General features: G+C 65.1%; 22 protein-coding genes. 12 read left to right on the forward strand and 10 right to left on the reverse strand.

Annotated features, from left to right (window positions below; translation table 11 throughout):
• Positions 1 to 4: 4 nt before the first annotated feature.
• The 3 genes from DBIPINDM_RS30040 to DBIPINDM_RS30050 all read left to right on the forward strand — a co-directional run bounded on the left by DBIPINDM_RS30040 (position 5) and on the right by DBIPINDM_RS30050 (position 3,276).
• Positions 5 to 1,498 (forward strand): efflux transporter outer membrane subunit, encoded by a 1,494-nt coding sequence (locus DBIPINDM_RS30040; protein WP_258582594.1) that lies wholly within the window; start codon positions 5 to 7, stop codon positions 1,496 to 1,498.
• Positions 1,499 to 1,556: 58 nt separating this feature from the next.
• Positions 1,557 to 2,243: an aspartyl/asparaginyl beta-hydroxylase domain-containing protein gene (locus tag DBIPINDM_RS30045; RefSeq protein ID WP_258582595.1), complete on the forward strand. Its 687-nt coding sequence runs from the start codon at positions 1,557 to 1,559 to the stop codon at positions 2,241 to 2,243.
• A 151-nt stretch (positions 2,244 to 2,394) separates the two neighbouring features.
• A complete protein-coding gene (locus DBIPINDM_RS30050; RefSeq protein ID WP_258582596.1) occupies positions 2,395 to 3,276 on the forward strand; it encodes an EamA family transporter in 882 nt (293 codons plus the stop codon).
• A gap of 100 nt (positions 3,277 to 3,376) precedes the next feature.
• On the opposite strand, the gene DBIPINDM_RS30055 is transcribed toward DBIPINDM_RS30050, so the two are convergent.
• A complete protein-coding gene (locus DBIPINDM_RS30055; protein ID WP_258582597.1) occupies positions 3,377 to 3,613 on the reverse strand; it encodes a hypothetical protein in 237 nt (78 codons plus the stop codon).
• 122 nt (positions 3,614 to 3,735) lie between these two features.
• On the opposite strand from DBIPINDM_RS30055, the gene DBIPINDM_RS30060 reads away from it, so the two are divergent.
• Positions 3,736 to 4,083, forward strand: coding sequence for a hypothetical protein (locus tag DBIPINDM_RS30060; protein ID WP_258582598.1), 348 nt, complete (start codon positions 3,736 to 3,738; stop codon positions 4,081 to 4,083).
• Positions 4,084 to 4,417: 334 nt separating this feature from the next.
• Here the strand turns inward: DBIPINDM_RS30060 and DBIPINDM_RS30065 are convergent, their stop codons facing one another.
• From DBIPINDM_RS30065 to DBIPINDM_RS30075, 3 genes are all read right to left on the reverse strand, one after another.
• Positions 4,418 to 5,668, reverse strand: a complete 1,251-nt coding sequence (locus DBIPINDM_RS30065) for an autotransporter outer membrane beta-barrel domain-containing protein (protein ID WP_258582599.1) — start codon at positions 5,666 to 5,668, stop codon at positions 4,418 to 4,420.
• Between the two features lie 298 nt (positions 5,669 to 5,966).
• Complete coding sequence (locus DBIPINDM_RS30070) at positions 5,967 to 8,078, reverse strand: hypothetical protein (RefSeq protein WP_258582600.1); 2,112 nt, start codon at positions 8,076 to 8,078, stop codon at positions 5,967 to 5,969.
• Positions 8,079 to 8,298: 220 nt separating this feature from the next.
• Entirely contained in the window at positions 8,299 to 9,261 is a 963-nt protein-coding gene (locus DBIPINDM_RS30075) for an AraC family transcriptional regulator (RefSeq protein WP_258582601.1), read from the reverse strand.
• Positions 9,262 to 9,716: 455 nt separating this feature from the next.
• Between DBIPINDM_RS30075 and DBIPINDM_RS30080 the strand changes: the two genes are divergently transcribed.
• The 4 genes from DBIPINDM_RS30080 (at position 9,717) to DBIPINDM_RS30095 (ending at position 13,990) form a co-directional block, all read left to right on the forward strand.
• Entirely contained in the window at positions 9,717 to 10,775 is a 1,059-nt protein-coding gene (locus DBIPINDM_RS30080; protein WP_258582602.1) for a helix-turn-helix transcriptional regulator, read from the forward strand.
• A gap of 237 nt (positions 10,776 to 11,012) precedes the next feature.
• Entirely contained in the window at positions 11,013 to 11,702 is a 690-nt protein-coding gene (locus DBIPINDM_RS30085) for an outer membrane protein (protein WP_258582603.1), read from the forward strand.
• A gap of 147 nt (positions 11,703 to 11,849) precedes the next feature.
• Entirely contained in the window at positions 11,850 to 13,235 is a 1,386-nt protein-coding gene (locus DBIPINDM_RS30090) for an NfeD family protein (RefSeq protein ID WP_258582604.1), read from the forward strand.
• On the forward strand, positions 13,232 to 13,990 hold the full coding sequence (locus DBIPINDM_RS30095; RefSeq protein WP_258582605.1) for a slipin family protein: 759 nt from the start codon (positions 13,232 to 13,234) through the stop codon (positions 13,988 to 13,990). Before DBIPINDM_RS30090 ends, DBIPINDM_RS30095 begins: the two co-directional genes overlap by 4 nt.
• Before the next feature lie 51 nt (positions 13,991 to 14,041).
• On the opposite strand, the gene DBIPINDM_RS30100 is transcribed toward DBIPINDM_RS30095, so the two are convergent.
• The 6 genes from DBIPINDM_RS30100 to DBIPINDM_RS30125 all read right to left on the reverse strand — a co-directional run bounded on the left by DBIPINDM_RS30100 (position 14,042) and on the right by DBIPINDM_RS30125 (position 21,739).
• Complete coding sequence (locus tag DBIPINDM_RS30100) at positions 14,042 to 16,339, reverse strand: xanthine dehydrogenase family protein molybdopterin-binding subunit (RefSeq protein WP_258582606.1); 2,298 nt, start codon at positions 16,337 to 16,339, stop codon at positions 14,042 to 14,044.
• Positions 16,336 to 17,319 (reverse strand): FAD binding domain-containing protein, encoded by a 984-nt coding sequence (locus DBIPINDM_RS30105; protein WP_258582607.1) that lies wholly within the window; start codon positions 17,317 to 17,319, stop codon positions 16,336 to 16,338. Before DBIPINDM_RS30105 ends, DBIPINDM_RS30100 begins: the two co-directional genes overlap by 4 nt.
• Complete coding sequence (locus DBIPINDM_RS30110) at positions 17,316 to 17,789, reverse strand: (2Fe-2S)-binding protein (protein WP_258582608.1); 474 nt, start codon at positions 17,787 to 17,789, stop codon at positions 17,316 to 17,318. The genes DBIPINDM_RS30105 and DBIPINDM_RS30110 overlap by 4 nt, the downstream gene beginning before the upstream one ends.
• Before the next feature lie 149 nt (positions 17,790 to 17,938).
• Entirely contained in the window at positions 17,939 to 20,197 is a 2,259-nt protein-coding gene (locus DBIPINDM_RS30115) for a xanthine dehydrogenase family protein molybdopterin-binding subunit (RefSeq protein WP_258582609.1), read from the reverse strand.
• Positions 20,187 to 21,245, reverse strand: a complete 1,059-nt coding sequence (locus tag DBIPINDM_RS30120) for an FAD binding domain-containing protein (protein WP_258582610.1) — start codon at positions 21,243 to 21,245, stop codon at positions 20,187 to 20,189. The genes DBIPINDM_RS30115 and DBIPINDM_RS30120 overlap by 11 nt, the downstream gene beginning before the upstream one ends.
• Positions 21,242 to 21,739 carry a (2Fe-2S)-binding protein gene (locus tag DBIPINDM_RS30125; RefSeq protein ID WP_258582611.1) on the reverse strand — a complete coding sequence of 166 codons (498 nt, stop codon included), beginning with the start codon at positions 21,737 to 21,739 and terminating at the stop codon, positions 21,242 to 21,244. Before DBIPINDM_RS30125 ends, DBIPINDM_RS30120 begins: the two co-directional genes overlap by 4 nt.
• A gap of 279 nt (positions 21,740 to 22,018) precedes the next feature.
• On the opposite strand from DBIPINDM_RS30125, the gene DBIPINDM_RS30130 reads away from it, so the two are divergent.
• The 4 genes from DBIPINDM_RS30130 to DBIPINDM_RS30145 all read left to right on the forward strand — a co-directional run bounded on the left by DBIPINDM_RS30130 (position 22,019) and on the right by DBIPINDM_RS30145 (position 26,224).
• On the forward strand, positions 22,019 to 22,645 hold the full coding sequence (locus DBIPINDM_RS30130) for a TetR/AcrR family transcriptional regulator (protein WP_416361721.1): 627 nt from the start codon (positions 22,019 to 22,021) through the stop codon (positions 22,643 to 22,645).
• Between the two features lie 151 nt (positions 22,646 to 22,796).
• Positions 22,797 to 23,540, forward strand: coding sequence for a DeoR/GlpR family DNA-binding transcription regulator (locus DBIPINDM_RS30135; RefSeq protein WP_258582613.1), 744 nt, complete (start codon positions 22,797 to 22,799; stop codon positions 23,538 to 23,540).
• 117 nt (positions 23,541 to 23,657) lie between these two features.
• The gene (locus DBIPINDM_RS30140) at positions 23,658 to 25,226 is read left to right on the forward strand and encodes a sugar ABC transporter ATP-binding protein (protein ID WP_258582614.1); all 1,569 of its coding nucleotides are present in this window, start codon (positions 23,658 to 23,660) and stop codon (positions 25,224 to 25,226) included.
• Complete coding sequence (locus DBIPINDM_RS30145) at positions 25,223 to 26,224, forward strand: ABC transporter permease (RefSeq protein WP_258582615.1); 1,002 nt, start codon at positions 25,223 to 25,225, stop codon at positions 26,222 to 26,224. The genes DBIPINDM_RS30140 and DBIPINDM_RS30145 overlap by 4 nt, the downstream gene beginning before the upstream one ends.
• The last annotated feature ends 29 nt before the right edge of the window (positions 26,225 to 26,253 follow it).

Raw genomic sequence — 26,253 nt, forward strand, 5'->3', positions numbered from 1 at the left:
TCCCATGACAGGTTTGGAACGTGGCCCAGTGGCCGCGGGGCGGCTCATTGTGCCCATGATTACGGCTGTTTTGCTCAGCGGATGCGTTGTCGGCCCGGACTATCGGACACCCATCCTGCCGATGCCGGCAAACTGGAGCGGTGAGAAGCCGACGAAATCCGTCCAGCCGGCGCAACTGTCGCAATGGTGGCAGCGCCTGCGCGATCCGCAGCTCAACACGCTTGTCGAGGAGGCGGTCGCCGGCAATCTCGACGTCGCCACCGCAAAAGCCAAGATCCGCGAGGCACGCGCCAGCTATCGCCAGAGCGCAGGCACGTTGCTGCCATCCGTGGACGGCTCCGGCTCGGTGACGCGCAACAAGTCGGCCGAGACCACATCTGGCACCAATTCCATCTACGCAGAATACCAGTCCGGCTTCGACGCCAGCTGGGAGCTCGACCTGTTCGGCTCCAACCGCAGGGGCGTCGAGGCGGCACGCTACGGCGTGGATGCGGCGCAAGAGGAATTGCGCTCGACGCTGCTGACCCTGGTCGGCGATGTCGCGTCCTATTACACCCAGGCGCGCGGCTATCAGGCCCGCATCGCGCTTGCCCGGCGTTCGGCCGTGTCGCAGCGGCAGACCGCCGAACTCACCCGCACCATGGCGCTGGCAGGATCGGCGACGGCCGCCGACGTCGCCAAGGCGATGGGACAGGCGGCCAGCACCGAGGCCGCGGTGCCGACGCTGGAGGCGAGCTATGCCGAGGCGGTGCATCGTCTGTCGGTGCTCACCGGCCGGCCGCCGGCAGCACTCAGCGAACAGATGAAGCGCAGCAAGCCGATCCCGTCACCGCGCCTGCCGATGCCGACCGGGATACCCGCCGACATCCTTTTGTCGCGCCCAGATGTGCGCATGGCCGAGCGGCAGTATGCGCAATACACCGCCAAGGTCGGCCAGGCCGAGGCGGCGCGCTATCCCTCGGTCAGCCTGACGGGAAACATCAGCACGGCAGCGCTCAATCTCGGCGATCTCGGCAAGAATTCGTCGATCGGCTGGTCTTTCGGGCCGTCGCTCAGCGTGCCGCTGTTCAATGCGGGCCAGTTGCAGGCGGCCGCCGATGTCGCCCGGGCGCAGCGCGACCAGTATTTCATCGCCTACCGCGCCTCGGTGCTGACCGCGCTCGAGGATGTCGAGAATGCGCTGGTGCTGATGGCGCAGGAACGCATCCGGATCAGCAAGCTTGCCGCATCGGCGAAATCCTATGGCGAGGCGGCAAATCTCGAAGGCACGCTCTACAAGGCCGGCGAAACCAGCCTGCTCGATGTGCTCGACGCCCAGCGCTCGCTCTATTCGGCCGAGGATTCACTGCTGCAGAGCCGCGTCCTTTTGGCGACCAACTACATCGCCCTCAACAAGGCGCTCGGTGGCGGCTGGGACGGCGCGGTCGACAGCTCAAAGCCCGAGATCGTCGACGTCAAGACCGGACCACGGCTGGCGGCGACGATGACGGCACAGTGAACAAGATGTGTAAGCAAAACCGGTGGCCGTCCGTTTATAATCTCGTGGAGGCAATGCGATGTCCCGTACCTACGATCTTGCATCCGATGTGATCCGGCGTGTCTATGAAAAGCGCATAGACGCGCCGGCGATCCTCGATACCGCCGCCGAATTTCCCAACGCGGCGAAATTCACCAATGCCTGGCGCGACATCCGCGACGAAGCGCTTGGCGTCCATCTGGGCAAGATTCCCCGCTTCCACGACATCATGCCGGAGCAGGCCGATATCTCGGCCAATGACGGGCTTGACTGGCGCATGTTCGTGCTCAAGGCCTATGACATGGCGGTGCCGGAGAACCTCGCGCGGATGCCGGTTCTCAGCCGATTGCTCGCCGAATGCCCGGAAGTCAAATCGGCGGCGGTTTCGTTCCTCGCGCCGCGCAAGCACATCCCCAGCCATCGCGGACCGTTCCGCGGCATCATGCGGTTTCACCTTGGCCTGGTCATCCCGCGACAGGCCGATGGCCGCCCGGCAACCATCATGATGATCAACCATCAGGAGAAACGGATCACCGACGGCGAAGGCATGCTGTGGGACGATACCTACCCGCACGAGGTGATGAACAACGCCGATGAAGCCCGGATCGCCTTGCTGCTGGATGTCTGGCGGCCGGGAATGCCCTGGGACATGGAAATGCTCTCCCGGCTGATCGTGCGCGGCGTGCAGGCGGGGATGCGCCGCAGGGGCGTGTCGTTCGGCGGCTGACCCGGCGGCGGGCGGCGGCGCGCCCGCACTGTCTTGACCCTATCAAGCCGTCTCCGCTGCCTCACGACAGGCGGGCCGGTTCGGCCTATCCCCATGCCGCCGCGTTTGCACATTCCGCAAGGGAGTGGCGGCAGGGAAGGGTGAAACAGAAGTGACATCGATGCCGGTTGCCAGTCGCGAAGCGGCGCCTTTGCCCGTCGCGGCGCTGATGGGGGCCATGGTGTCGATCCAGGTCGGCGCCACCTTCGCCAAGACCCTGTTCCCGCAGATCGGCGCGCAAGGCACGACGACGCTGCGGCTGGTCGTCGGCGCATTGATGCTGATCGCGGTGCTGCGGCCCTGGCAGATGCGGCCGACGCGCGCCACCTTGCCATGGCTAGTCGCCTATGGCGTGACGCTCGCCGCGCTCAACCTTTTGTTCTACGCAGCCCTTGTCAGGATCCCGCTCGGCGTCGCCGTGGCGCTGGAGTTTTCCGGGCCGCTGCTGGTGGCGACGCTGGCCTCGCGACGCGCCAGCGACTTTGCTTGGATCGCGCTGGCGGTGGCCGGCATCATCCTGCTGTCGCCCTTCATCCATTCGCTGCGGCCGCTCGATCCGATCGGGGTGATGCTGGCGCTGGCGGCCGGCGGCTTCTGGGCGCTTTACATCGTGCTCGCGCAGAAGGCGGGCGCGGAGCTCGGCACCCGCACCACCGCCTACGGCATGGCGATCGCCGCCGTGCTGGCGCTGCCCTTCGGCGTGGCGCAGGCGGGAACGGGGCTGCTCGCACCGTCGATCCTGGTCAGCGCGCTGCTCGTCGGCCTGTTTTCGAGCGCGCTGCCGTTCTTCCTGGAGATGGTGGCGCTGACCCGCATGCCGGCCCGCATCTACGGCACGCTGACCTGCCTGGAGCCGGGGCTCGGCGCGCTGGCCGGCTTCCTGTTCCTGCACGAGAGCTTGACCCCGCCGCAACTGGCCGGCATCGCCGCCGTCATTGTCGCGGCCGCCGGCACCGCGCTGACCTCGAAGCCGCCGGTGCCGTCGCCGGAGTAGGGTGGCGGATCTGCCGGCGCGCCGTGGCGTGAGCCGAAACAAGCGCTCAATCGGTGGCGAAGCGATTGAGCGTCGATCGATCCGGCGGACCCAGGTTCAGCTAATTGGTGCAGGCCTTGGTTGGGTCAGGCTTCCATTCGGCGGCTTCGAGCGGCTTTCCCTCCATGCACATGGTCATTTTGCCGCTGATGGTGCCAGTCACGGTTCCATATGTATCGATGGCCGGCTTCGGGCTGGCAGAGGTAATGTCGTACGTCTTGTTGCCGTCCTGCAGAATGATGCAACCGGCTTCGGTGCCTGCTCTTGCGCAACCACGCACGCGCCAGTGCGTATGCAAGGTCGGCGCTTCACGCCGCTACCCCGCATACCGGCCTCTCCTAATCGGCAGTTCGCTGACTCTCTTGCGGAGGGCGAGCGTTCATTAAATTCTTTGGCTGCCGTTTAACGCATCCACGATCAATGTTTGCTATCAGTCGCGACGTTATGAAGGCCCCGGTTGGCGTGCGAAAATCTCTTTTCGTGTTGGTGGCGCTCTGCGGTGCCTGCTTTCCCGCGTTCGGCGACCAATCAAAAGCCGATAGCAAATGGCCGTCTTTTGTCTTTTACGGAACCGGTCAAAATCAGAGAATTGATTCTTCTCTTTATTTTAGAGAGCAAGAGGGCAAAATCCCTTCTGAACCGATGAGCGGCAATAGTTCAGGCAACGGTGCAATTGGTTCAGGAGTTGCACGGCCTAGTCCTGTAAGCGGCGATACCCACGCAACCGCCAAATTTGTGAAACCATATTTCTCGAACGGTCGGCGCTGATCGGCTCCAATTTTTAAGTCAATTGGTCGGGACGTTGCTCTTGCATCGAGGATCTCGGCATCGTTTTCGCTGCGGCTTTCATCGTCGCGCCGGTAGAGGCGCCGCGGCGCGCTAGCACGCCTTCATTGGCGAGATCGGCGAGGTCGGGCGCCACCGCCCCTTACGGATATTTCCGAGTATTTTCGGAATTCTCCCTCTCCGAACGGCAATGAAATTGTCGCCGAGCGCACAAGAACCGCGCTGACCTCGAAGCCGCCGGTGCCGTCGCCGGAGTAGGGCGGACGCCAGGACCGCACGGCGACGTCAATTTGGCAGTGATCGGCAGCGTCTGTCGTCAGAACTTGACGCTGAGGTTTGCCCTGGCGCCGTTATCGACACTGCCGTCGCCGAACTGACCGGAATAGGACAGGCCGAGCGTGGCATTGGGCGACATCTTCATGTCGATGCCGGCTTCGATGACGGCGGCATCCCTGGCGATCGGCACGCCGGCGATGGTGAAGGCGTCGCCGCCGGCGAAGGCAAAGGTCGAAGTCGGCGTGACATCGCCGAATGCATGGCGCCAGCCGAGTATGCCGCGCGCAGTGGCATTGACGCCGCCAAGCGCAAAATCGGTCGAGCCGCGTAAGCCGAGCGTGGTGAAGGTGGCGTTGGTGCTTGTGCCGGTGCTGGTCAAGGCCGCAGCACCGCCGGTTTCGCTGAAGCCATCAGTATGCACGCTGACATAGGCGAGGTTGGCGAAGGGTTCGAAGTGGAACTGCCCGGCATCGGCCTTGTAGGCGAGCTCGCCGAACACCTGCGCCGTGCCGGCATCGTAGTCGGCTGACAGCCCATCTGCGAAGCCATTGAAGGCAACCGAGCGCTTTGTCGACAAACTGCTCCAGCTGTAGGCGGCGCCGGTGCGGAAGGCGATGGCGCCCCAATTGGTGCCGCCATAGAGGCCGAGATGATAATTGTCGCTCTTGCCGGAAGAATTGCGGTCAGCGGCATCGAAGCTCGAATGGCTGTAGCCGCCGAGAACACCGACGCGCCAACCGCCGAGCAGCGTATCGGCGCCGGCCAGCAGGCCGCCGGTCGAACGATCGAACGCAGCGGCGTTGCCGTCACCATCCGTGTTGCCCCATGAACCAAAAGCCTGACCCCAGACGGCGAAGCGATCGGTGTCGGCGGCGACCATTTCGGGGCCGCCCTCGCCATAGGCCATGACCGGCAGGGCCGCCCCGCTGCCATCGCCGAAGGCCGCAGCGATGCGGTTGCTGGCGGCGTCACGGATGAAGCTGGAGTCTTCGAGCAGCATGCCCTTGGCCGAGGCATGGATTTCACCCGACAGCTGGTCGAAGGCGGCTTGCGCAACCGCTTCGCTCGGCAGGCCCATAATGGCGTCAAAGAGCGGATTGCCGCTGCCCAGGCTCTCAGTGCCGCCGCCGGTGGCGATCTGGTTGGGTGTCAGGCCGACGGCGGCGAAGGACTTTGCCTGCACCACATCGAGATAGACATGCGTCGCGTCGTAATTGGCGACAAGGCCGATGAACGGGCCGGCCCCGTTGAGGGTGTAGGTGCCGACGACGCCCGTATCGGCTTGCAGCACCGTGTAATGCGTGCCCGGCACATAAGGCGCTGCATCCGTCTTGACCACGTCGAGGACAGCGCCGGCGGCGATCGTCGCCGTGCCGTCGCCAGGATGAGGTCGGACTGGCCGGCCGTGGTGAGCTCGACCTGGTAGATCGAGCCCGCTGCCTGGCCGATGTCGCCCGCGACATTGAGGGTGCCGATCGAATTGCCCGGTGCGATGATGCCGCCGGACTGTGCGACGATGCCGCCCACCGTGCCGTTGCCGCCCAGCGTGCCGCCCGAGATCGTCACCAGCGAGCCGGCCAGCGAACCGTTCACGCCAGCCGTCCGCCGCTCACATTGGTGGCGCCGGTGAAGCCGCTCGAATCGGCGGTCAGATTGGTGTTGCCGGCGATCTGGTTGATCGTGCCCGCGCCGCTCATCGCCGCAGCGAAGATGTAGTTGGCGTCGGTGTGGTTGAAGTTGATCGTACCCGCGCCCGGTCCGAACTGGATACTCGCGGCATTGAGCGAGCCGGCGGCCGTCGCCGGCGATCCGCCCGCAGCACCGATGTTCAGCGTGCCGATGGAGCCCGCCAGGCCGGCGATGTTGACCACACCGCCGGCCGACACAGTGCCGCCATTCGCAATCGTCAGCGTGCCTGGGCCAAAACCACCGACATTGAGATTTCCGCTATTGGCCCACGTCGAGTTGGTGCCGCTGATGCTGGCCATGCCGATGGACCCGGCACTGCCGCCCACAAAGCCATCCGTGTTGGCGACCTTGCCGCCATTCGAGACGATCAATGAGCCCGTACCACGCTGGCCGACAAAAAGGAGGCTGCTGTTGGTCCAGGTCGATCCCGCGCCGCTGACTGTTGCCGTGCCCACGGAACCGGCGTCAAAGCTCAGATAGCCAGCAGTGCTGGTGACCTTACCGCCGTTTGAGATCGCGAGCGTTCCAGTGCCGTCTGCGCCGACAGTGAGGGAAGAATTGTTGGTCCAAACCGAGCCGATACCGTCGACCGTGACCGAGCCGCTGGCACCCACGTCGACGCCGACAACGCCTCCCTGGCTGACGACGCTGCCGCCGTTGCTGATTGCCAGCGTGCCCGTACCAAGATTGCCGACGGTGAGATTGCCGCTGTTGGTCCAGGTCGAGCCGGCGCCGTCGACAAAGACCGTGCCGGTCGAGGCGGCACCATAGCCAACATAGGTCGAACCGCTGCTGACCGCGCCGCCGTTCGAGATCGACAGCGTGCCCGTGCTGAGGCCGCCGACATACATGTCCGCGCTGGTCCAGGTCGAGCCGGCATTGGCGACCGACACCATGCCGCTCGAGCCAATCGAATTGCCGATATAGGCCGTGTCGTTGCTGACCGCGCCGCCATTGGTGATCGCCAAGGTGCCGGCGCCGAAATCGCCAATGGCCAGGTTGGAACTGTTGGTCCAGGTCGAACCGGCACCGTCGACGAACACCATGCCGGTCGAGCCTGCGATCGCACCGACAACTCCCCCGCCATTGCTGACGGCGCCGCCATGGCTGATCGCCAGCGTGCCGGTGCCGAGATCGCCGACAGACAGCGATCCGCTGCTGGTCCAGGTCGAGCCGGCGCCATCGACGAACACCATGCCGGTCGAGCCCGCCAAGTGGCCGATATGGGCCGAGGCGTTGCTGACGGCGCCGCCGTTCGAGACCGTCAACGTTCCCGCGCCTTGATCGCCGACGAACAGATTGGAACTGTTTGTCCAGCTCGAGCCCGCACCGTCGACCGTCACCATGCCGTTGGAACCTACATGCCAACCGATGGTGCCCGTGGCATTGCTGACCGCGCCGCCCTTGGTGACAACAAGCGTGCCCGTGCCATGTTCGGCGATGTAAAGGTCGCCGCTGTTGGTCCAGGTTGAGCCGCTCCCGTCGACGGTCGCTGTGCCGGTGCCACCGTAACCGACATGACCCACGGTGTCGCTGACAGCGCCGCCGTTCGAGATCGTCAAGGTGCCGGTGCTGTTCGTACTCGACGCAAGGAAAAGGTCCGAACTGTTGTTCCAGGCCGAGCCTGCTCCCGTAACGGTCACGACCCCGCTGGCGTTCGAAAGATAGCCGACATAGCCGGCGGTGCTGGCGAGCGTGCCGCCGTTTTTGATCGTCAGCGAGCCTGTGTAGCTCGCAATGGTGCCAAGAAACAGATAATGCGCGGTCGCGTTTGTCCCGCTTATCACGGTCGGATTCGGGAACGTCGGATTGAGCAAGACGTCGTCACCCGACGTGGGAACAGTGCTGTTTTTCCAGTTTCCGGCGGTGAACCAGTCCGTGGAGGTGGCGCCGGTCCATATCTCGTCAGCCGAGGCAGTGATTGGCTGGCCAAGACAGGCCAGCGCGGTCGACGTCAGCGCCAGATACTTCAACGCCTTCGCCTTGCGGCTTCCAAATTCGTGCTGCGGCATTCAATCCCCTGACGTGGCAGTCGTTTCACCCTGAGCTGACATGTCACCGGCGTCAGGCTGTTGTCTTGGGCAGGGCCGCACTGGAATTGGACTGGAGCGAAGTGCGGTGGCTTTTCCGCGCACTGTGATGGTTTGGCACTATCGCCGCCTCGGGCGCGGCTGGAGGAGCGGCCTCCGTCTCGGAAGGAAGGGAAATCGCGCCGCCCGTCCGGCAGCGGAACTATCTCACACTCGTTGGCGTGTAGCCGAAGCGGCGGCGGAAACAGCGGTTGAAGTAGGACACATCGCTGAATCCGCTTATCAGCGCAATTTCGCTGACGCGCAGGGCGTCATTGTGCCTTTGCGAGAGCATCTTGCGTGCTCCCTGCAAGCGCTGTTCGAGAACACGTTCAGAAAAGCTGATGCCTGTCTCCTGGAGCAGATCCTGGACATAGCGCGCCGATAGCCCGAGTTCTTTCGCGACGCCTTGCGCGGAGATGCCGGGGTTGGCGAAATTGTCGGTGATCTTGGCCAGAATTGCCTGCAGTCTCGCCGCCCGCAGGCCGCGCAGGCCGGCGAGTTCGGCGGCCTCGCCCTTCGCGCCGGTCACCAGTCCGATCAGATCGACGATCGTTTCCGTGGCATGGGTTACGAGATCGGGCGAGGCGAGAGGGGGGCCGGTCTCGAGCAATTGGCAATAGCGTTTGAGGAAATCGAGCGCTTCGTTTTCGGCGCCGATCTTCAACGCCAGCCTGGCATCGATCTGCGGGAAGGCCTGGGTGAGGATTGCGCGTGGCACGACCACGTTCGTCCACACATTCCAGTCGGCGCCGGTCATTTTCAGCGCTTCCGCCGCGGTGACCAGGACGGCTTCCCCCTGACCGACGCCGTATTCGCGGCCGGCCTGCGCCCCGCTCAACACGGTGTCGGCCTTGTTAATCAGCAACAGATAGCCGTCATTGCCGTCATCGGCGATGTTGCTCGCCTTCCGCGTCGCTTGCCGGATTGTCCCGGCCATCTGGCCAAGCACCAGCGACCCGACGGCCGTGGCTTCGATCGCGGCCTGGAAAGGCAGTTTTTCCGATATGCCGTATTCGACCGACCAGATCTCGGCGACATGGATATCCTGCCAGAGGGAAAAGCGATCGCGTTCGCCAAGGTGCTCGGGCAATTGAGCCGATGAAAATACTGTTTTTCGTGACAAGGAAGCGCCCCCGCTAAACCCCAAACTTCAAAATCGTCGAACGTGACGCTTTCCATTCCTGGAATGGCGAGCAACATTGACGGCCAGAGCCGGACTGACCTGAAATCTGAATCCATCTCCAAGTCGAAGAGAGCGAGCATGATGTCGCCAGAAGACCGCTTCACACTTTTCGGCACCGTACTCTGGTGTTCAACCGATTGAACTCTTAATCGAGCTCAACTGCGCCTGGCGTCACCCGAAAGTATGACGCCAGCGAAATCCGCCAGCGGGACCGGCTTCTTTGCACCGGGCCGCTGTCAATGTTGCTGGTTCATTTTGCCCGCCATTCGTCATGCGAGGCTGGTCATATCGGGAGCTTAGGAGAAGCGGTGGAGAGGCTGGGCAGCGAACTTCTTTGTTCGATTATCGGTGATATCTACGACTGCGCTTTGAATCCGGAAGGCTGGGAAGGGGTCATGACCCGGATCACCGAAGCCGTCGATGCGGCCTATTCCACCATCGCGCTTGCCAGCACCGGTGACAATTACGGCCGTTTCGCGGCTCAATCGCCCTGGGATCCCGTGCGGATGCGCACGCTCCAGGAGGATTACGACTTTGACGGTATCCCCGGTCTGAAGGCGGCGGTCGTCGGCGACGTCGACACGCCTGTCGCGACGCTGTCGCTGATGAGCGAAGCCGAACTCCAGCAGACGGCCTTTTTTCAGGATTGGGCCAGGCCACAGGGACTGCGCGAAGGTTGCATTGTCAAATTCGTCCACACGCCGGACCGGATCGGCCTGATGGGCTGCACCACGCGGGCCAACCGGGGCATCATAACTCTCGAAGAGCAGCGTTTCCTGGCATTACTGTCGCCGCATCTGCGCCGTGCGTCGCTGATCGGCGATCTGCTCGATCAGGCCCGCGTGGCCGCCAATCTTTATCGCGCGGCACTCGACCATCTCGCCGTACCTGTCGTTCTGACCGGCGCCAACGGCGTGATCCTCCATGCCAATGAAGCCGCCGATCTGATGCTCTCAGGCCATGGTCCCATTCTTTCCAGGAACGGCGTGCTGCAGACGGAGAACCCGGCGGGTGCCCGTGCCCTGCTGGACGCGATCGCCGGCGCCGCGGGCGCCGATGGCTCGCTTGGTTCGCGCGGCATAGGCCTGCCCATTTCGGCCCCGGGTCAGCCGCCCGCCGTCGCCTATGTGCTGCCGTTGACCGAAGGCACCGCGCGCGCGGCGTTCCGGCCAGCTTGTGCCGCTGTCTTCGTCTCGACCACGACGTCCTCCTCGCCACTGCCGGAGGCCGTTCTGACCACGCTGTTCGACCTCACGCCGGCGGAGGCGCGGGTTCTGCTGCGCATCGGCAGCGGATTGTCCGCGTCCAGAAGCGCCTTGTCGCTTGGCATCGGCGAAAACACGCTGAAGACCCATCTCAACCGTATCTTCGCCAAGACCGGCACGCGCCGCCAGGCCGATCTGGTCAAACTAATTTCGGATATCGGCACGCCCGTCGCGGCTCCCGGATCATAGTGGTGGGCCGGCTGAGGCTGCCGATCGCCCCTTGCCGGGGAAGCAGCAGCTTCCTGACGCGCCGATCGGCTGCGGCTGATCGGCCACAGTGATCGGGAAAGTGCAGCGGCGCGTTCCAGGACAATTGCGGTGCGGCCCAGCCCAAGACGTGACCGGCTGACAATGCGACACCGGGTGATCGATCGCCGCGGAGCATTTTCGCGGCGGGGACCACAAATTTGGGGCGGCAGACAAACAATGAAAACGATTCTTCTCGCTACGGCCTTCATCCTCGCGCCGATCGGCATGGCGTGCGCGGCTGACATCACTGAGGCTTCGCCCGTTTCCGGCTACGACTGGTCTGGCCTCTATGCCGGCGTCGACGTCGGCTACGTGGCTGGAAAGTCGAATCTTTTTATCGCCGCCGGCGGTATCGGTGGGGCAACCGACCTTAACAGCACCCTCGATCCGGATGGATTTATCGGCGGCGTCCATATCGGCTTCAATCAGCAAATGGCGAACCGCTTCGTGCTCGGTGCCGAGGCCGACATTGCTTACAATAATGTCGATGGACTGACGAACTTCGGTGGCAGCGCTTTGATAAAGAGCGAAATCAAGTGGTCGGGTTCGGCGCGGCTGCGGGCCGGCTATGCGTTCGATCGGACCTTGCCTTTCATCACCGCAGGCGTGGCCGCTGCCAAGTATGAAGCGACTCTGATCACCGCCACCCCCACCGGCGACATAGTAATCCACGACGAAGGCTATGTTGGCTGGACGGTGGGGGCCGGCGTCGAGCAGGCCTTCACCGACAGGTGGATCGCCCGGGTCGAATATCGCTACACCGACTTCGGCAGCAAGGGTCTCTCGTTGGCAGAGGGTCTTGCCACGGTGACGAACGTCGACCTCAAGACGCACGATGTCCGGGTCGGGCTCAGCTACAAGTTCTGATCCGCCAGGCCGAACAATACCCCGCGCTGGCCTTTGCCGCGCGGGGAACCGCAATCCGTCGTCACTTCGGCCTTCGCCGATCGCCGACGTCGGCTCCTCTTGGACTCGCCAAAATACAACCCATATTGAGTCCATGGAGCTTTGAGCGTGTCCTTCGCGCGGGTGGCCCTTCTTGCCGCGGCTTTTGTCGTCGTGGCTGCATTTTCTCCCTGCTCTTCGGCCGGGAGCGAGAAGGTTGCGCTGAGCGTCGCCATTGACGGCGCCATCGGGCCGGCAAGCACCAGGCAGCTCGAAGAAGCGCTTGATGTCGCCGCCAAGCGGGACGCCGAAGTCCTCATCCTGCAACTCGATACGCCTGGCGGGCTGGTCACCTCGATGCGCGAGATGATCGCCGATATCCTGGCGTCGCCGGTGCCAGTCATCGGCTATGTCGCGCCGGCCGGCGGCCACGCGGCGAGTGCCGGCACCTACATCCTTTACGCCACCCATGTCGCGGCGATGGCGCCGGGCACCAATCTCGGCGCCGCGACGCCGGTCGAGATCGGCGGGCTGCCGTCGCTTCCCGGCGGCGACAAGGGTGACCAGAAGGACCAGGGCGATCAGAAGGGCCAGGGCGGGCGGCCGGCAGGCGACGCGATGATGGCCAAGGTGACCAATGACGCGGTCGCGCTGATCCGTTCGCTCGCCGAACTGCGCGGACGCAACGGCGACTGGGGCGAGAAGGCGGTGCGCGAGGCGGCAAGCCTGTCGGCCAATGCGGCGCTGCAGGAGCATGTCATCGACTTCGTCGCTCACGACACCACCGAGCTGCTGCAACTGGCCGATGGGCGCACCGTCGATGTGGCAGGCAAAAAGGTGGTTCTGGCGACCAAGGGGCTGCCGGTCGAGACGCTGGAACCCGGCTGGTTCATCCGGCTGCTTGCCGTCATCACCGACCCGAACACCGCCGTCATCCTGATGCTGGTCGGCGTCTATGGCATCGTCTTCGAGTTCACCAGTCCCGGCGCGGTCGCGCCCGGCGTCATCGGCACCATCTGCCTCGTGCTCGGCCTCTATGCGCTCAACCTCTTGCCGATCAACTACACCGGCCTTGCGCTGATGCTGCTCGGCATCGCCTTCCTCGTCGTCGAGGCCTTCAATCCCACCGTCGTGCTTGGGCTAAGCGGCGTGGTTGCCTTTCTGTTTGGCGCCGCCATGCTTCTCCGAGTCGAGGGGCCGGGCTTTGCCATGTCATGGGCCGTCATCGGTCCCGCCGCCGCGCTGACGCTTGGGCTGGCGCTGCTGACCGCCACCTATGTCTGGGCGGTGCGCAAGAACCCGCCGCGCGTCGGCGGCGAGGCGATGCGCGGCCTGCCCGTCGAGATCCTCGACTGGCAGGGCGGCGAGGGCCATGTGCTGGCCTTGGGCGAGCGCTGGCGGGCAAAGGCCGACGAACCGATCGCGGCCGGCGACAGCGTCGAGGTCACCGACATAAGCGACCTCGTGCTCACCGTGCGGCGGCGCGATGCTGGAAGGAATGGAGCAAGACAATGATGATTGGTTATGTGGCCTATCTGGTCGTTGCGCTGGTCGTGATCATGTTCTTGTCCGCGGCCATCCGTATCCTCAGGGAATATCAGCGCGGCGTGGTTTTCACACTCGGCCGCTTCACCGGGGTCAAGGGTCCCGGCCTCATCATCCTCGTCCCCTTCGTCCAGCAGATGGTGAAGGTCGATCTGCGGGTGGTGGTGCAGGATGTACCGCCGCAGGACGTCATTTCACGCGACAACGTCTCGGTGAAGGTCAACGCGGTGCTCTATTTCCGCATCGTCGACGCCGAGCGGGCGGTTATCCAAGTCGAGGACTTCATGGCCGCCACCAACCAGCTGGCGCAGACCACGCTGCGCTCGGTGCTTGGCAAGCATGAGTTGGACGAGATGCTGGCCGAGCGCGACAAGCTCAACAGCGACATCCAAGAGATCCTCGACCAGCGCACCGATGCCTGGGGCATCAAGGTCTCCAATGTCGAGATCAAGCATGTCGACTTGAACGAGAACATGGTCCGCGCCATCGCCAAGCAGGCCGAAGCCGAGCGGCTGCGGCGCGCCAAGGTGATCAACGCCGAAGGCGAGCAGCAGGCGGCGGCGAAACTGGTCGAGGCGGGCCGGATGCTGGCGGCCGAGCCGCAGGCCATGCAATTGCGCTATTTCGAGGCCTTGCACGACATCGCCGGCGAGCGCTCGTCCACGGTGGTGTTCCCGCTGCCGGTGGATCTGCTCAGCCAGTTCATGAAGGGGCAGGGGAAGTGAGGGCGGAGCGCGTAATCTCCCCCTCGAGGGGGGAGATCGGCAACTTCACCCTCAGATCAGCTTTTCCAAGGTAATCGGCAGGTCCCTGATCCTTTTGCCTGTCGCGTGGAAGACCGCATTGGCGATCGCGGGTGCCACGCCGACAATGGCCAGTTCGCCGACACCCTTGCCGCCGAGCACCGAAGAGTGCAGGTCGGGAATGCCGACCGAGATCACCTCGATGTCGGGAATGTCGGCATTGGTCGGCACGAGATAGTCGGCGAGGTTGTTGTTGACGATGCGGCCGTGGCGGCGGTCCATGATGCCTTCCTCCAGCAGCGCCTGGCCGATGCCCATGATGATGCCGCCCTTCCACTGGCTTTCGGCGAGTTTCGGATTGTAGAGCCGGCCGGAATCCAGCGCCGACACGACGCGCGAGACGCGCACCGTGCCGAAATCCTCGTCGACCCGCACCTCGATGAAATGCGCACACCAGGAGTGACGGGAATAGTCGCCCTCGGTGTGCGGCACCGACATGGCGATGGTGGTGTAGTTCTTGTAGCGATCCTCGGCGGTTGAATTGGCCGGCATGGTGTCGCCGGTCGCCTCGATCTGGTCGCGGCCGACGCTCTTGAGCAGTTCGGCGATCGAGACATCGGGGCCGTCGCCGCGTGGCGAGCCGATGCGGCCGTTGGCGACCACCAAAGTGTTCGCCTGCAGCGTGTGGAAAGGCGAGCGCGGATCGCTGATGGCGAGCCCCACCAACTGGTCGAGCGCCGAGGTCGCCGCCTTGTAGACCGCGCCCGTCATGACGCCAGCCAACCGCGATCCGCCGGTGACGCCGGCGCGGGGAAAGCGGGAATCGCCAAGCTTCACCACCACGTCGTCGGCCGGCACGCCGACCGTCTCGGCGGCGGTCTGCGCCAGGATGGTGTAGGTGCCTTGGCCCATGTCGATCGAGGAGCTTTCGACCTCGACCGAGCCGTTGGCCAGGATGCGCACGATCGCCTCGCCATAGGCGCGCCGCACGGGATAGGTGCCGGCGGCGACACCCCAGCCGATCAGCTGGTTGCCGTCGCGCATCGAGCGCGGCTCAGGCGTGCGCCTGGCCCAGCCAAAGCGCTCGGCGCCCGCGGCAAAAGCTTCGCGCAACTGCCTGGTCGACCAGGCTTTTTTGGCGTGGGGGTCCTGCTCGGCATAGTTCCGCAGCCGGATCTCCAGCGGATCGATGCCGACCTCGTAGGCGAGCTCGTCGATGGCGCTTTCGATGCCGAAGGCCGAGGGGTTTTCGCCCGGCGCGCGCATGGCGCCCGGCACCACCGAGTTCACCCGCACGACATTCTGCTTGGAGGAGAAATTCGGCGTCGCGTACATGATCGAGGTGACCGAGCCCAGCGGCTCGACCCACATGCCGTCGATGGATGTTTCATTGACGCCGCGATGCACGATCGACTGGATCACGCCGTCACGGTCGGCGCCGATCGTCACTGTCTGCCGCGTTGCGGCGCGGCCGCCATAGCCAGTGAAGGTCTGCGGCCGCGTCATCACCAGTTTCACCGGCCGCCCCAGCATTTTGGCGGCACTGGCGGCCACCGCGCCGTGGCTGAGCGCCAGCGCCTTGGAGCCGAAGCCGCCGCCAATATAGGGCGAGACCAGCCGCACATTCTCGAACGGCACTTCGAACCATTCGGCATAGGTGCGGGCCATGCCGTCGAGCCACTGGCTCGGCTCCCAGACGGTGAGCTGATCGCCTTCCCAGCGGGCGATCAGGCCGTGCGGCTCCATCGGCGCCTGGTACTCGCGCGGCGTGTTGTAGGCGGCACAGATCCGCACCGGCGCCGAGGCGAAGGCGGCGGGCGCATCGCCCCATTCCTTGGTCATGGCGTCGATCGGAATGCCGTCGCCGGCCTTGCCGTCGCTGAGGTCGACGATGGCCGGCGTCTCGTCATAGCTGACCTTGACGAGCGCGGCTGCAGCGACGGCCTGCTCGAAGGTTTCGGCCACGACTGCGGCGACATGCTGGCCCGAGAAGGTGATGTCGCGCGCCAGCGGGCAGTAGGGCTTGTCGGGCGGCGGCGTGCCGAACCAGTCCGCTGCGGTCCTCAGGCTGATGATGGTGTCTGGGGTGAGCACTTGCAGCACGCCCGGTGCTGCCTGAGCCTCTGTGGTGTCGATCGCGCGCACCTTACCTGACGCAATCGTGCTTTCGACCAGCACGGCATAGGCGAGGCCTTCGAGCTGCTGCTCGACGGCATATTTGGCGGCACCCGTGATCTTGGCCGGGCCGTCGACGCGCGACAGACGTCCGCCGACGGCTTCCGCCAGCGCGCCATCGGAAGCGTCACCATGTCTGATGTTGTGAACGGTCATGCCGTCTCTCCCAATTTGAGGATGGCCCTGGCGACGACGCGCGGCGCGAGCTCGATCTTGTAGCGGTTGGCGCCATGGTCAACCGCGCCTTCGACGGCGAGCCGGCTGGCGGCACGGACGGTTTCCGGCTCCAGCACCTTGCCTTTCAGCGCGTCTTCCACGGCGCATGCCCGCCACGGTTTTGTCGCCACGCCGCCAAGCGCCACGCGCAGGTCGCGGATGGTGCGGCCATCAGCTTCGAATTCGATGCCGACCGCCGCGCTTGCCGCCGCAAATTCATAGGATTGCCGGTCGCGGATCTTCAGATAGGTCGAGCGGCGGGCAGCGGCGGAGCTGGGGATTTCGATGGCGGTGATCATCTCGCCCGGCTCGATCGCGTGTTCCCTGTCGGGCGTGGCGCCGGGCAGCAGGAAAAAGTCGTCGACCAAAAGTTGGCGATCGCCGAGATGGACTGTCGCGTCGAAGGCGACCAGCGCGGTGGCGAGGTCGCCGGGATACATGGCGATGCAGGCCTCGCTGGTGCCAAGCACGGCATGTCCCCTGGTGACGCCGCCGATGGCCGAACAGCCGCTGCCGGGGTTACGCTTGTTGCAGGCGGAAAAATTCGCGGGATCGCGGAAATAGGGGCAGCGCGTGCGCTGCATCAGATTGCCGCCGATGGTCGCCATATTGCGGATCTGCGCCGAGGCCGCCTGCCAGAGCGCTTCGGAGATTGCGGGGAAGCGGCTTTTGATGTCGGCGTGGTCGGCGACGTGACCCATTCTGGCGAGCGCGCCGATTGTGGCGCCGCGCTCATTCACCTCGATCCGGTCGAGCCCCTTGAGATGGGTGATGTCGACCAGGCTGTCGGGCTCGGCGACGCCGCATTTGGCGAGATCGATCAGCGTGGTGCCGCCAGCCAGCAGCATGGCGCCGGGCAGGGCGGCCGCCTGGCGTGCCGCATCGACCGAGCCGGCGCGTAGGTATGAAAAGTCCCTCATGATGCGACCTCCAGGGCTGCCTGGCGGACAGCGGCGACAATGTGCGGATAGGCGCCGCAGCGGCAGAGATTGCCGGCCATGTATTCGCGGATTTCCTCATCCGAACCGGCATGGCCTTCGCGGATGCAGGCCACCGCCGACATGATCTGGCCCGGCGTGCAATAGCCGCACTGGAAGGCGTCCTGCTCGAGGAAGGCCGCCTGCACGGGATGCAGTTCGCCCTCCCGTGCAAGCCCCTCTATGGTGGTGATGCTACGGCCCTCGGCTTGCGCCGCCAGTGTCAGACACGCCAGCACACGCTCGCCGTCGATGTGCACGGTGCAGGCACCGCATTGGCCATGGTCGCAGCCCTTCTTGGTGCCGGTCAGGCCGAGCCGCTCGCGCAAGGCATCGAGCAGCGTGACGCGCGGCTCGAGCTCCAGGTGATGATGGGTGCCGTTAATGTCGAGATGTACGGGGATTTTCGTCATGGGCGTCGGGCTCCAGTTGCTTGAAGCTGGTGGGATTATTTCATGTTGGACAGGTGGAGGCCCACCTGTCCGTCCGGCGCTTTCGCTCCGGGCGTTCGTCATTTGGGAAGCCACGTAATCGGCCTCCCGTCCGCTACGCGGACCACTCCTCACCCCAGCAGATCCTCGATGCGGATCGGAAAGCGGCGGGGCCGCACACCGGTCGCATGCCAGACCGCGTTGGCAACCGCGCCGGCCGTGCCGGTGATGCCGATTTCGCCGACGCCCTTGATGCCGAGCGCGTTGACGTAGGGGTCGTCCTCGTGGACCAGCAGCGCCTCGACCGACGGCACGTCGGCATTCACCGGGACATGGTATTCGGCGAGGTTGGCATTCTGGATCCGGCCCGAGCGCCGGTCGGCGACGGCTTCCTCATGCAGCGCGAAGGAGACGCCCCAGATCATGCCGCCATAATACTGGCTGCGCACAAGCCTGGGATTGATGACCCGCCCGGCGGCGAAGGCGCCGACCAGCCTTGTGACGCGGATCTGCCCGAAATCGGGATCGACCTTGACCTCGGCGAAGACGGCGCCATGCGCGTGCTTGGCATAGGTCTCCTGGGACGCCGGGTCTGGAGCGCCCTTGCCATGGCCTTCGATCTCCGTCAGGCCGGCGCGAGAAAGGATCTCGCCATAGCTTTCGCTGCGATTTTCGTCGTCGCGGCGATACAGCCGGCCGCCGCGCGCCAGCACGCCTTCATTGCCGGCGCCGAACAGCGGCGAGGCCTCGTTGCCGGTGGCGAGATCGGCGAGCCTGGCGATCACGGCGGCACCGGCATTGTGGATCGCCATGCCGGCCGTCGCCGTATGGCCGGAGCCGCCGGCAATGCCCGCATTGGGCAGGTCGGAGCTGCCGGCCCTGAAATCGACCTGGTCGATGTCGAGCCCCAACCCATCGGCTGCGATCTGGGCGAAGGCGGTCCAGGCGCCTTGCCCCATGTCCTGCGCGCCGGTCTCCATAAGGCCGCTGCCATCGGCCTTCAGCACCGCTCGCGCTTCGGCCTGGAACATGATGGCCGGGAAGGTCGCGGTGCCCACGCCCCAACCGGTAAGGAAACCGTCGGCGTCGCGCATCAGCCGCGGCTGCAGTGGGCGGCTCGCCCAGCCAAACGCCTCGGCCGCTTGTCTGTAGCATTCGCGCAGCGCCTTGGAGGAAAACGGCTTGCCGGTCATCGGCTCGACCTCGGCATAATTCCGCAGCCGGAATTCCAGCGGGTCCATGCCACAGGCGTGAGCCGCCTCATCGATGGCGCTTTCGAGCGCGATCGAGCCGGTGGCTTCGCCGGGCGCGCGCATGAACAGCGGCGTGCCGGTGTCGAGCCGCACCGCCTCGTGCGAGGTTGTGATGGCAGGGCTGGCATAGAGCGTGTGCGAGGCGTCCGCCGCCGGTTCGAAGAAATCGTCGAAGGTGCTCGACGTGGTCTTGGCGTGATGGCCGATGGCCATCAGCCGCCCCTCGCCATCCATGCCCATGCGCAAGGTCTGGCGCGTTGGCGCGCGGTGACCGACCGGCCCATACATCTGCTCGCGCCGCAACACCAGCTTGACGGGACGGCCGACGAGACGCGCCGCCAGGATGCCCAGCACCTGCGGCCCGGAAATCATGCCTTTCGACCCGAAGCCGCCGCCGAGGAAAGGGCTGCGGATGTGGATGTTTTGCGGCGCGATGCCGAACAGGCCGGCGATGCGGCCCTGCGCCATGGCCAGGCCCTGGCTCGGCGTGTCGATCGACAGCCGGTCGCCATCCCAGGCGGCGACGATCGCGTGCGGCTCCATGGCGTTGTGGTACTGGGCCGGCGTCTCGTAGGTGGCCTCGATCCGCGTCCTTGCCGATTTGAGGCCGGCCTCGACGTCGCCCTTGTGCTGAACGGCCGGATTGCCGACGCCGACCCCGCGCGGCACGAAGCTTTCGACATCGTCGAGACCGACGCGCGCCGGCAGCACTTCATAGCGCGGCGAGAGCAGCGCCGCCCCCTCGGTCGCCGCCTCCAGCGTTTCGGCGATCACCACGGCGATGCTCTGGTTGGGGTAGCGGACCTGATCGTTCTGCAGCAGGTCGAGCCGGAACATGAAGGGATGGTCCTTGGCATCCGGGTCGGCGGCGAGCGTCGGCCGGTTCTTGGGCGTCATCACCTCGACCACGCCCTTGTGCGCCTTGGCTGCCTCGACATCCAGCGAGGCAACGCGGCCGCGCGCGATGCTGGAGACAGCGAGCACGGCGTAGAGCATGCCGGGCGGATGGTTGTCGGCCGCGTAGCGGGCTGCACCGGTGACTTTCAGAAAACCGTCGCGGCGGGTCAGTGGCTGGCCGATGCTGGAGCCCTGCCGGGCATGGGCGGGTTGCTGGTTGAGGCTGAGTTCAAGCGTCATGGCGCGCTCCGGGACTGTTTGAGAACGGGGAGGCAGGAAGGGCCGGCAGCCGCTCGGGCGTTCCCGCCAAGGCAGACGTCAGCGCCCTGACCACGATGCGGCGGGCGAGTTCGATCTTGAACGCATTGCCGCCGGAGGGGCTGGCATCGGCCAAGGCGGCGTCCGCCGCACTGGCGAAGGTCGCCGCGTTGGCATCGGCGCCAAGCAGGACGGCTTCCGCCGAGCGCGCCCGCCACGGCTTGGCCGCGACGCCGCCGAGCGCCAGCCTCGCGGCGCGGATCTTGCCGCCATCGACGACAAGTGCCGCGGCGGCCGAGACGACGGCGAAAGCATAGGAGGTGCGCTCGCGGACTTTCAGGTAACGGGCATTGGCGGCGAAGGAGGCGGCCTCCGCCGGCAGGCGCACCGCCACGATCAGGTCGCCGGGCTCCAGCGCATTCTCCCGCTGCGGCGTTTCGCCGGGAAGCCGGTGGAATTCCGCCAGCGTGACGTGGCGCCGGCCCTCCTTGCCCTCGATCTCGACGACGGCGTCGAGTGCCACCAGCGGCACACAGAAGTCCGACGGATGGGTGGCGATGCAGGCCTCGCTCCAGCCGAGTACCGCGTGCAGGCGGTTCTCGCCACCCAGTGCATCGCAGCCGGCGCCGGGCTCGCGCTTGTTGCAGGCGCTGGCGGTGTCGTAGAAATAGCTGCAGCGCGTGCGCTGCAGGAGATTGCCGCCGACAGTGGCGGCGTTGCGAAGCTGCGCCGAGGCACCCGACAGCAGCGCTTCGGCCACCGCCGGATAGGTCCTGGCGAACGCCGCGTCGTGGGCGAGATCGGCATTGCGGACCAGCGCGCCGATGCGCAGGCCGCCATCGTCCAGCCGTTCGATGCGGTTGAGTTCCGGCAGCCGCGAGATGTCGACGATGCGCTCGGGGCTGGTGATGCCGCCCTTCATCAGGTCGAGCAGATTGGTGCCGCCGGCCAGGTAGGCCGAAGCCGGCTCGGCCGCCGCCGCGATGGCGTCGGGAATGGTGGCGGGTCTGATATAGTCGAAGTCTCTCATGCCGCGGCCCTCCGGTCGGCTGTGGCAAGTTTTTCCTGGGCTTCCAGGACGGCCTCGACGATGCCGCCATAGGCCGCGCAGCGGCATATGTTGCCGCTCAGCCCCTCGCGTATGCGTTCGGGATCGTCGCCGGCCTGTCCCTCGGCGATCAGGCCGAGCGTGCTCATGATCTGGCCGGGCGTGCAGAAACCGCACTGGAAGCCGTCATGGGCGATGAAGGCGGCCTGAACCGGATGCAGCTCTTCACCGTGGGCCACGCCTTCGATGGTCAAGACGTTGGCGCCGTCATGGCTGACCGCCAGCGCCAGGCAGGAGTTGATGCGCTTGCCGTCGACCAGCACCGTGCAGGCGCCGCACTGACCGCGGTCGCAGCCCTTCTTGGTGCCGGTAAGGTCAAGCCGCTCGCGCAAGAGGTCGAGCAGGGTTACGCGCGGATCGACCTCCAGTTCGTGTCGGTGTCCGTTGATGGTGAGGGTGAGGGGAAGGCTGGTCATGGGCGTCTGGCTCCAGTTTGCTTGACGCGGATCGGAAGTGAACTGGTGCCTTGCCGGAGAAGGGCAAGGTAACCTTATGGTCAGGTGCTGGCGGAAGTGGAGATGACAGCGGATCTCCCGGGAGACAGGCGGGCAGGGGAGATGTCGGCTTGCAGGTTCGAAAGACGTGACATACCCGTTCCCCTTCTTATATGATAAAGGCACTCCACTAAAGCGGAGGCGCCTCCGTTTATTACGTGGGGGTTGGCCCGACCGGGTTCAAGCCCCCATATTTCGTTCGTGGAGAAAAAATTGGCCGCAGCCGACATCGCCGCAGAGAAGGCCGCAGTGGAAAAACCGCTGCGCGCCGACGCGCAACGCAACCGCGACCGGCTGGTCGAGGTGGCGGCATCGGTCTTTGCCGAGCGCGGCATCGACGCCTCGCTGGAGGAGATCGCGCGGCGCGCCGGCGTCGGCATCGGCACGCTCTACCGGCATTTCCCGACGCGCGAGCATCTGGTCGAGGTGGTCTACCGCCGCGAGGTGGAGGCGCTGTGCACGGCCGCCGGCGAGCTTGCGGCAAAACATCCCTCCGATGTCGCGCTGGAAGAATGGATGCGGCGCTTCGTCGACTACATCGCCACCAAGCGCGGTCTGGCGACCAGCCTGCGCATTCTGCTCACCACCAATTCGACGCTGTTTTCCGACACGTCGGGCAGGGTGTCGCAGGCCTTGCGGCAACTGGTCGAGGCGGCAGTGGCCGACGGCACCATCCGTGACGACGTCGACGCCTCCGATGTGCTGCACGCGCTGTCCGGCATCTACTCCGCGCCCGACACGCCGGAGTGGCGCGACCGCTCGCGGCGCTTGGTCAAGCTCTTGATGGATGGGCTGCGGTTCGGGGCGGGGAAACCCGCCAAGGCCTGACGGTCTCGGCGGCCGGTCCCAGCTAAGCCAAAACCTCCTAAACAGGCGCGTCCGTTAGCCATGGCAGGGCGAACCCCGCACACCGGCCTTGCATCTGAATGAGAGCGGTTGTTAAAATCCTCACATTTCAAGGGATGCACAGGCCCAACGCATGACTGCTCGCAAAGCGCAACGGACGGCACGGCTGATCGATCTGCTGTCGCAGCGGCGGGTCATCCATCTCAGCGAGGCGGCAACGCTTCTCGGCGTTTCCGAAATGACGGTGCGGCGCGACATCGCCACCAACCAGGGACAGATCGCCTATCTCGGCGGACACATACTGGCGGCGGCCGAGATCGAGGCCGATATTCCCTACGAGCTGGCGACCGCGGCCGACAGCCATGCGGCGGCGAAGCGCGAAGCCTGCGCGCATGCGGTGCGCAAGATACGGCCCGACGAGACGATCTTCATCGACTGCGGCACGACGCTGATCCATCTGATCGATCTCATTCCCGATAATTATCAAATAACGGCAATATGTTACGCCATGAATGTCGCGGAGCGCCTGAGCCGCAAGGCCAATGTCACGATCATCATGCTGGGCGGCGTCTACCATCCGGCGTCGGCGTCTTTCTCGGGCACTCATGATTTCGAGATCTTGAACAGCGTCGGCATCAACGCTGCCTTCCTGTCGGCCGCCGGCGTCGATGCCAAGCGCGGCGCCACCTGCGAACATTTTCACGAGGCGGTGGTGAAGCAGAAGGTGATGAGCCTGGCGCGCGAAAATTACCTGGTCATCGACTCAAGCAAGATCGGCAAGCTCAAGCGCGCCTTTTTCTCGGTTATGGACGGCTTCGACGCCATCATCACCGAGCATGGCGAGGTCGGGCCGGATTCATTCCGGCCGCCGGCCTGACTCCGTTTGACATTTCCTCAACGTGATGGAAAAGTCACAAAAAAAGTAAGAGAAGTCTCAAAAGGGACTCTCGACAGTCTGGAGTAGGGGACGTCAAAGGGAGGAAGTGCGGGCGTCATGATCGAACAGGGTTCGATTGCGTTGATTTCCGAGGCCCCCTTGCTGCGCGTCGAGGGCGTCAGGAAGCGGTTCGGCGGTGTCAATGCGCTGCGCGGCGTCAGCCTCGAAATCCAGTCCGGTGAAGTGCATGCCCTGCTTGGTGAAAACGGCGCCGGCAAGTCGACGCTGATCAAGATCCTGAGCGGTGTGCATGTGCATGATGGCGGCTCGATCGAAATTGACGGCAAGCCTGTCTCGTTTTCTTCGCCAGCCCAGTCGCGCGATGCCGGCGTGGCCGTCGTCTACCAGGATCTGAGCCTGGTCGAGTCGCTCTCGGTCGCCGACAATCTGCTCTTGGGGCGAGAGCCGAAGACGCGGCTTGGCTTCCTCTGGAAGAGCCAGCTGGTGGCGCAGGCCGAGGCGTTCCTCAAATCGCAGAACATCCCGCTCGATGCCCGCGCCATGGTCGGGTCGCTGCCCTTCGCCTATCGCCAGATGACCGAGATCGCCAAGGCGCTGATGGGCGACGTCCGCCTGCTCATCCTCGACGAGCCGACCTCGGCGCTGACCGATGACGAGGAAAAAATCCTGTTCGAGGCGATCCGGGCGGTGGCGGCGCGGGGCGTTGGGGTGATCTACGTCACGCATCGCCTCAACGAAGTGTTCCGGATTTCGAACCGGGTGACCGTGTTCCGCGACGGCCAGAACGCCGGGACCTTTGTCACGGCGCAGAGCAATATGCGGCAACTGGTGGGGGCGATCGTCGGGCCGGACCACGCGGTTCTGAAGGCTGATGGTGCGGTATCCGGGCCGTCATCGGTCCCCGCTGGCTCCTCCCAAAAACCTGTGCTCGAACTGACTGATGTCAGCAACGACAGGCTCGATCGCGTCAACCTCGAATTGCGCGGCGGCGAGATCCACGGCCTTGCCGGGCTGATCGGCAGCGGGCGTACCGAAATCCTGCAGACCATTTTTGGGCTGCGGTCCATTCAGTCGGGCGAGGCCAGCCTCGGCGGCGTCTCGTTGAAAGACATCGATCCTGCGGCGGCAATAGGGCTGGGCATCGCGCTGGTGCCGGAGGACCGGCACGTCCAGGGCCTGGTTCTCGAACATTCGATCGAGCGCAATCTGACCTTGCCCCGCTTGCCGTATTTTTCCCGCCTTGGCTGGCTGCAGCGCGGTCCGGCGAGCGAACATGCCGATGCCGCGATGCGCCGGCTGTCCGTGAAGGCGCCAGGCGCGTCGACCCTCGTGAAGAACCTGTCCGGCGGCAACCAGCAGAAGGTGGTGTTCGGCAAATGGAACGAGCCGCGGCCGCGCGTGCTGTTGCTCGACGAGCCGACGGTCGGTGTCGATGTCGGCGCGCGCGAGGAGATTTACGGCGTCATTCGTGCCGCGGCGGTGGCCGGCAGCGGGGTGCTGCTGGTGTCTTCGGATCTCTCCGAACTGCTGCAGCTCTGCGACCGCATCTCGATCGTCGTCGATGGCCGCATCACCAGGACGATTGCGCGGTCGGAATTCGGCAGCGCCGAGGACCTTCATCACCTCATTCAACTTTCGCAGCCATCGGAAGAGCACGCGGCATGACCGACACTGAAAGCCCGGCAAAGGCAGCAATGGCAAAGGGCGCCGCGAACCAGCCGGGCGGTCGCTCGGCGTTGCGGCATCTGCTGCAGGGTGAGCGTCCCTACATGCTCTATGTCGCCTTCGCCATCATGCTGATCGTCTTCAGCCTGGCGTCGCCCTGGTTCCTGTCGATCGACAATTTTCTCAACATCGGCCGCCAGACGACGCTGGTCTCGATCATTGCGGTGGGCATGACGTTCGTCATCATCTCCAGGCAGATCGACCTGTCGGTCGCCTCGACGCTGGCGCTTTCGGGGATGAGCGCGTCGCTGGCCATGGCGTTCGTCGCCAACAACTGGGTCGTCGGCGCGGTGGCGGGGCTGGGCACAGGCGCGCTGATCGGGCTGATCAACGGTGTCTTGACCACCCGCCTCGAAATCCCGTCCTTCCTGGTGACATTGGGCACGTTGAGCGGCGCGCGCGGGCTGGCGCTGATGGTCACCAACACCAAGCCGGTCATCATCATCAACGAATATTATTTCGCGATTTTCGGTGAGGGCTCGGTGCTCGGCATCCCGGCGCCGATCCTGTGGACGCTCGGCGTCACCATCGCCGGTATCTTGCTGCTGCATTACAGCGTCTATGGGCGGCGGGTCTATGCGGCCGGCGGCAATCCGACGGCGGCGCTCTATTCCGGGGTCCATATCAAGCAGGTCACGACGCTCGCCTTCGTCTTGACCGGGACGCTCGCCGGGCTGGCATCGCTGATCCTGTCGGCGCGTTCGCATGCGGCGCGGCCCGACGTGGTGCAAGGCATGGAGCTCGACGTCATCGCCTCGGTCATCCTCGGCGGCTGCAGCCTGTTCGGCGGCCGCGGCTTCGTGCTCGGCACGCTGCTCGGCAGCCTGATCATCGGCACGCTCAACAACGGACTGGTGCTGCTCGGCGTCAGCTCGTCGCTGCAACTCGTCATCAAGGGAGCAATCATCGTCGCCGCGGTCGCGTTCACGAGGAGGTAAGGCGCGCACGCGGAAATCAGCAGAAAACC

Origin of the sequence: Mesorhizobium sp. AR02 (assembly GCF_024746835.1) — a bacterium.
Classification (GTDB): Bacteria; Pseudomonadota; Alphaproteobacteria; order Rhizobiales; family Rhizobiaceae; genus Mesorhizobium.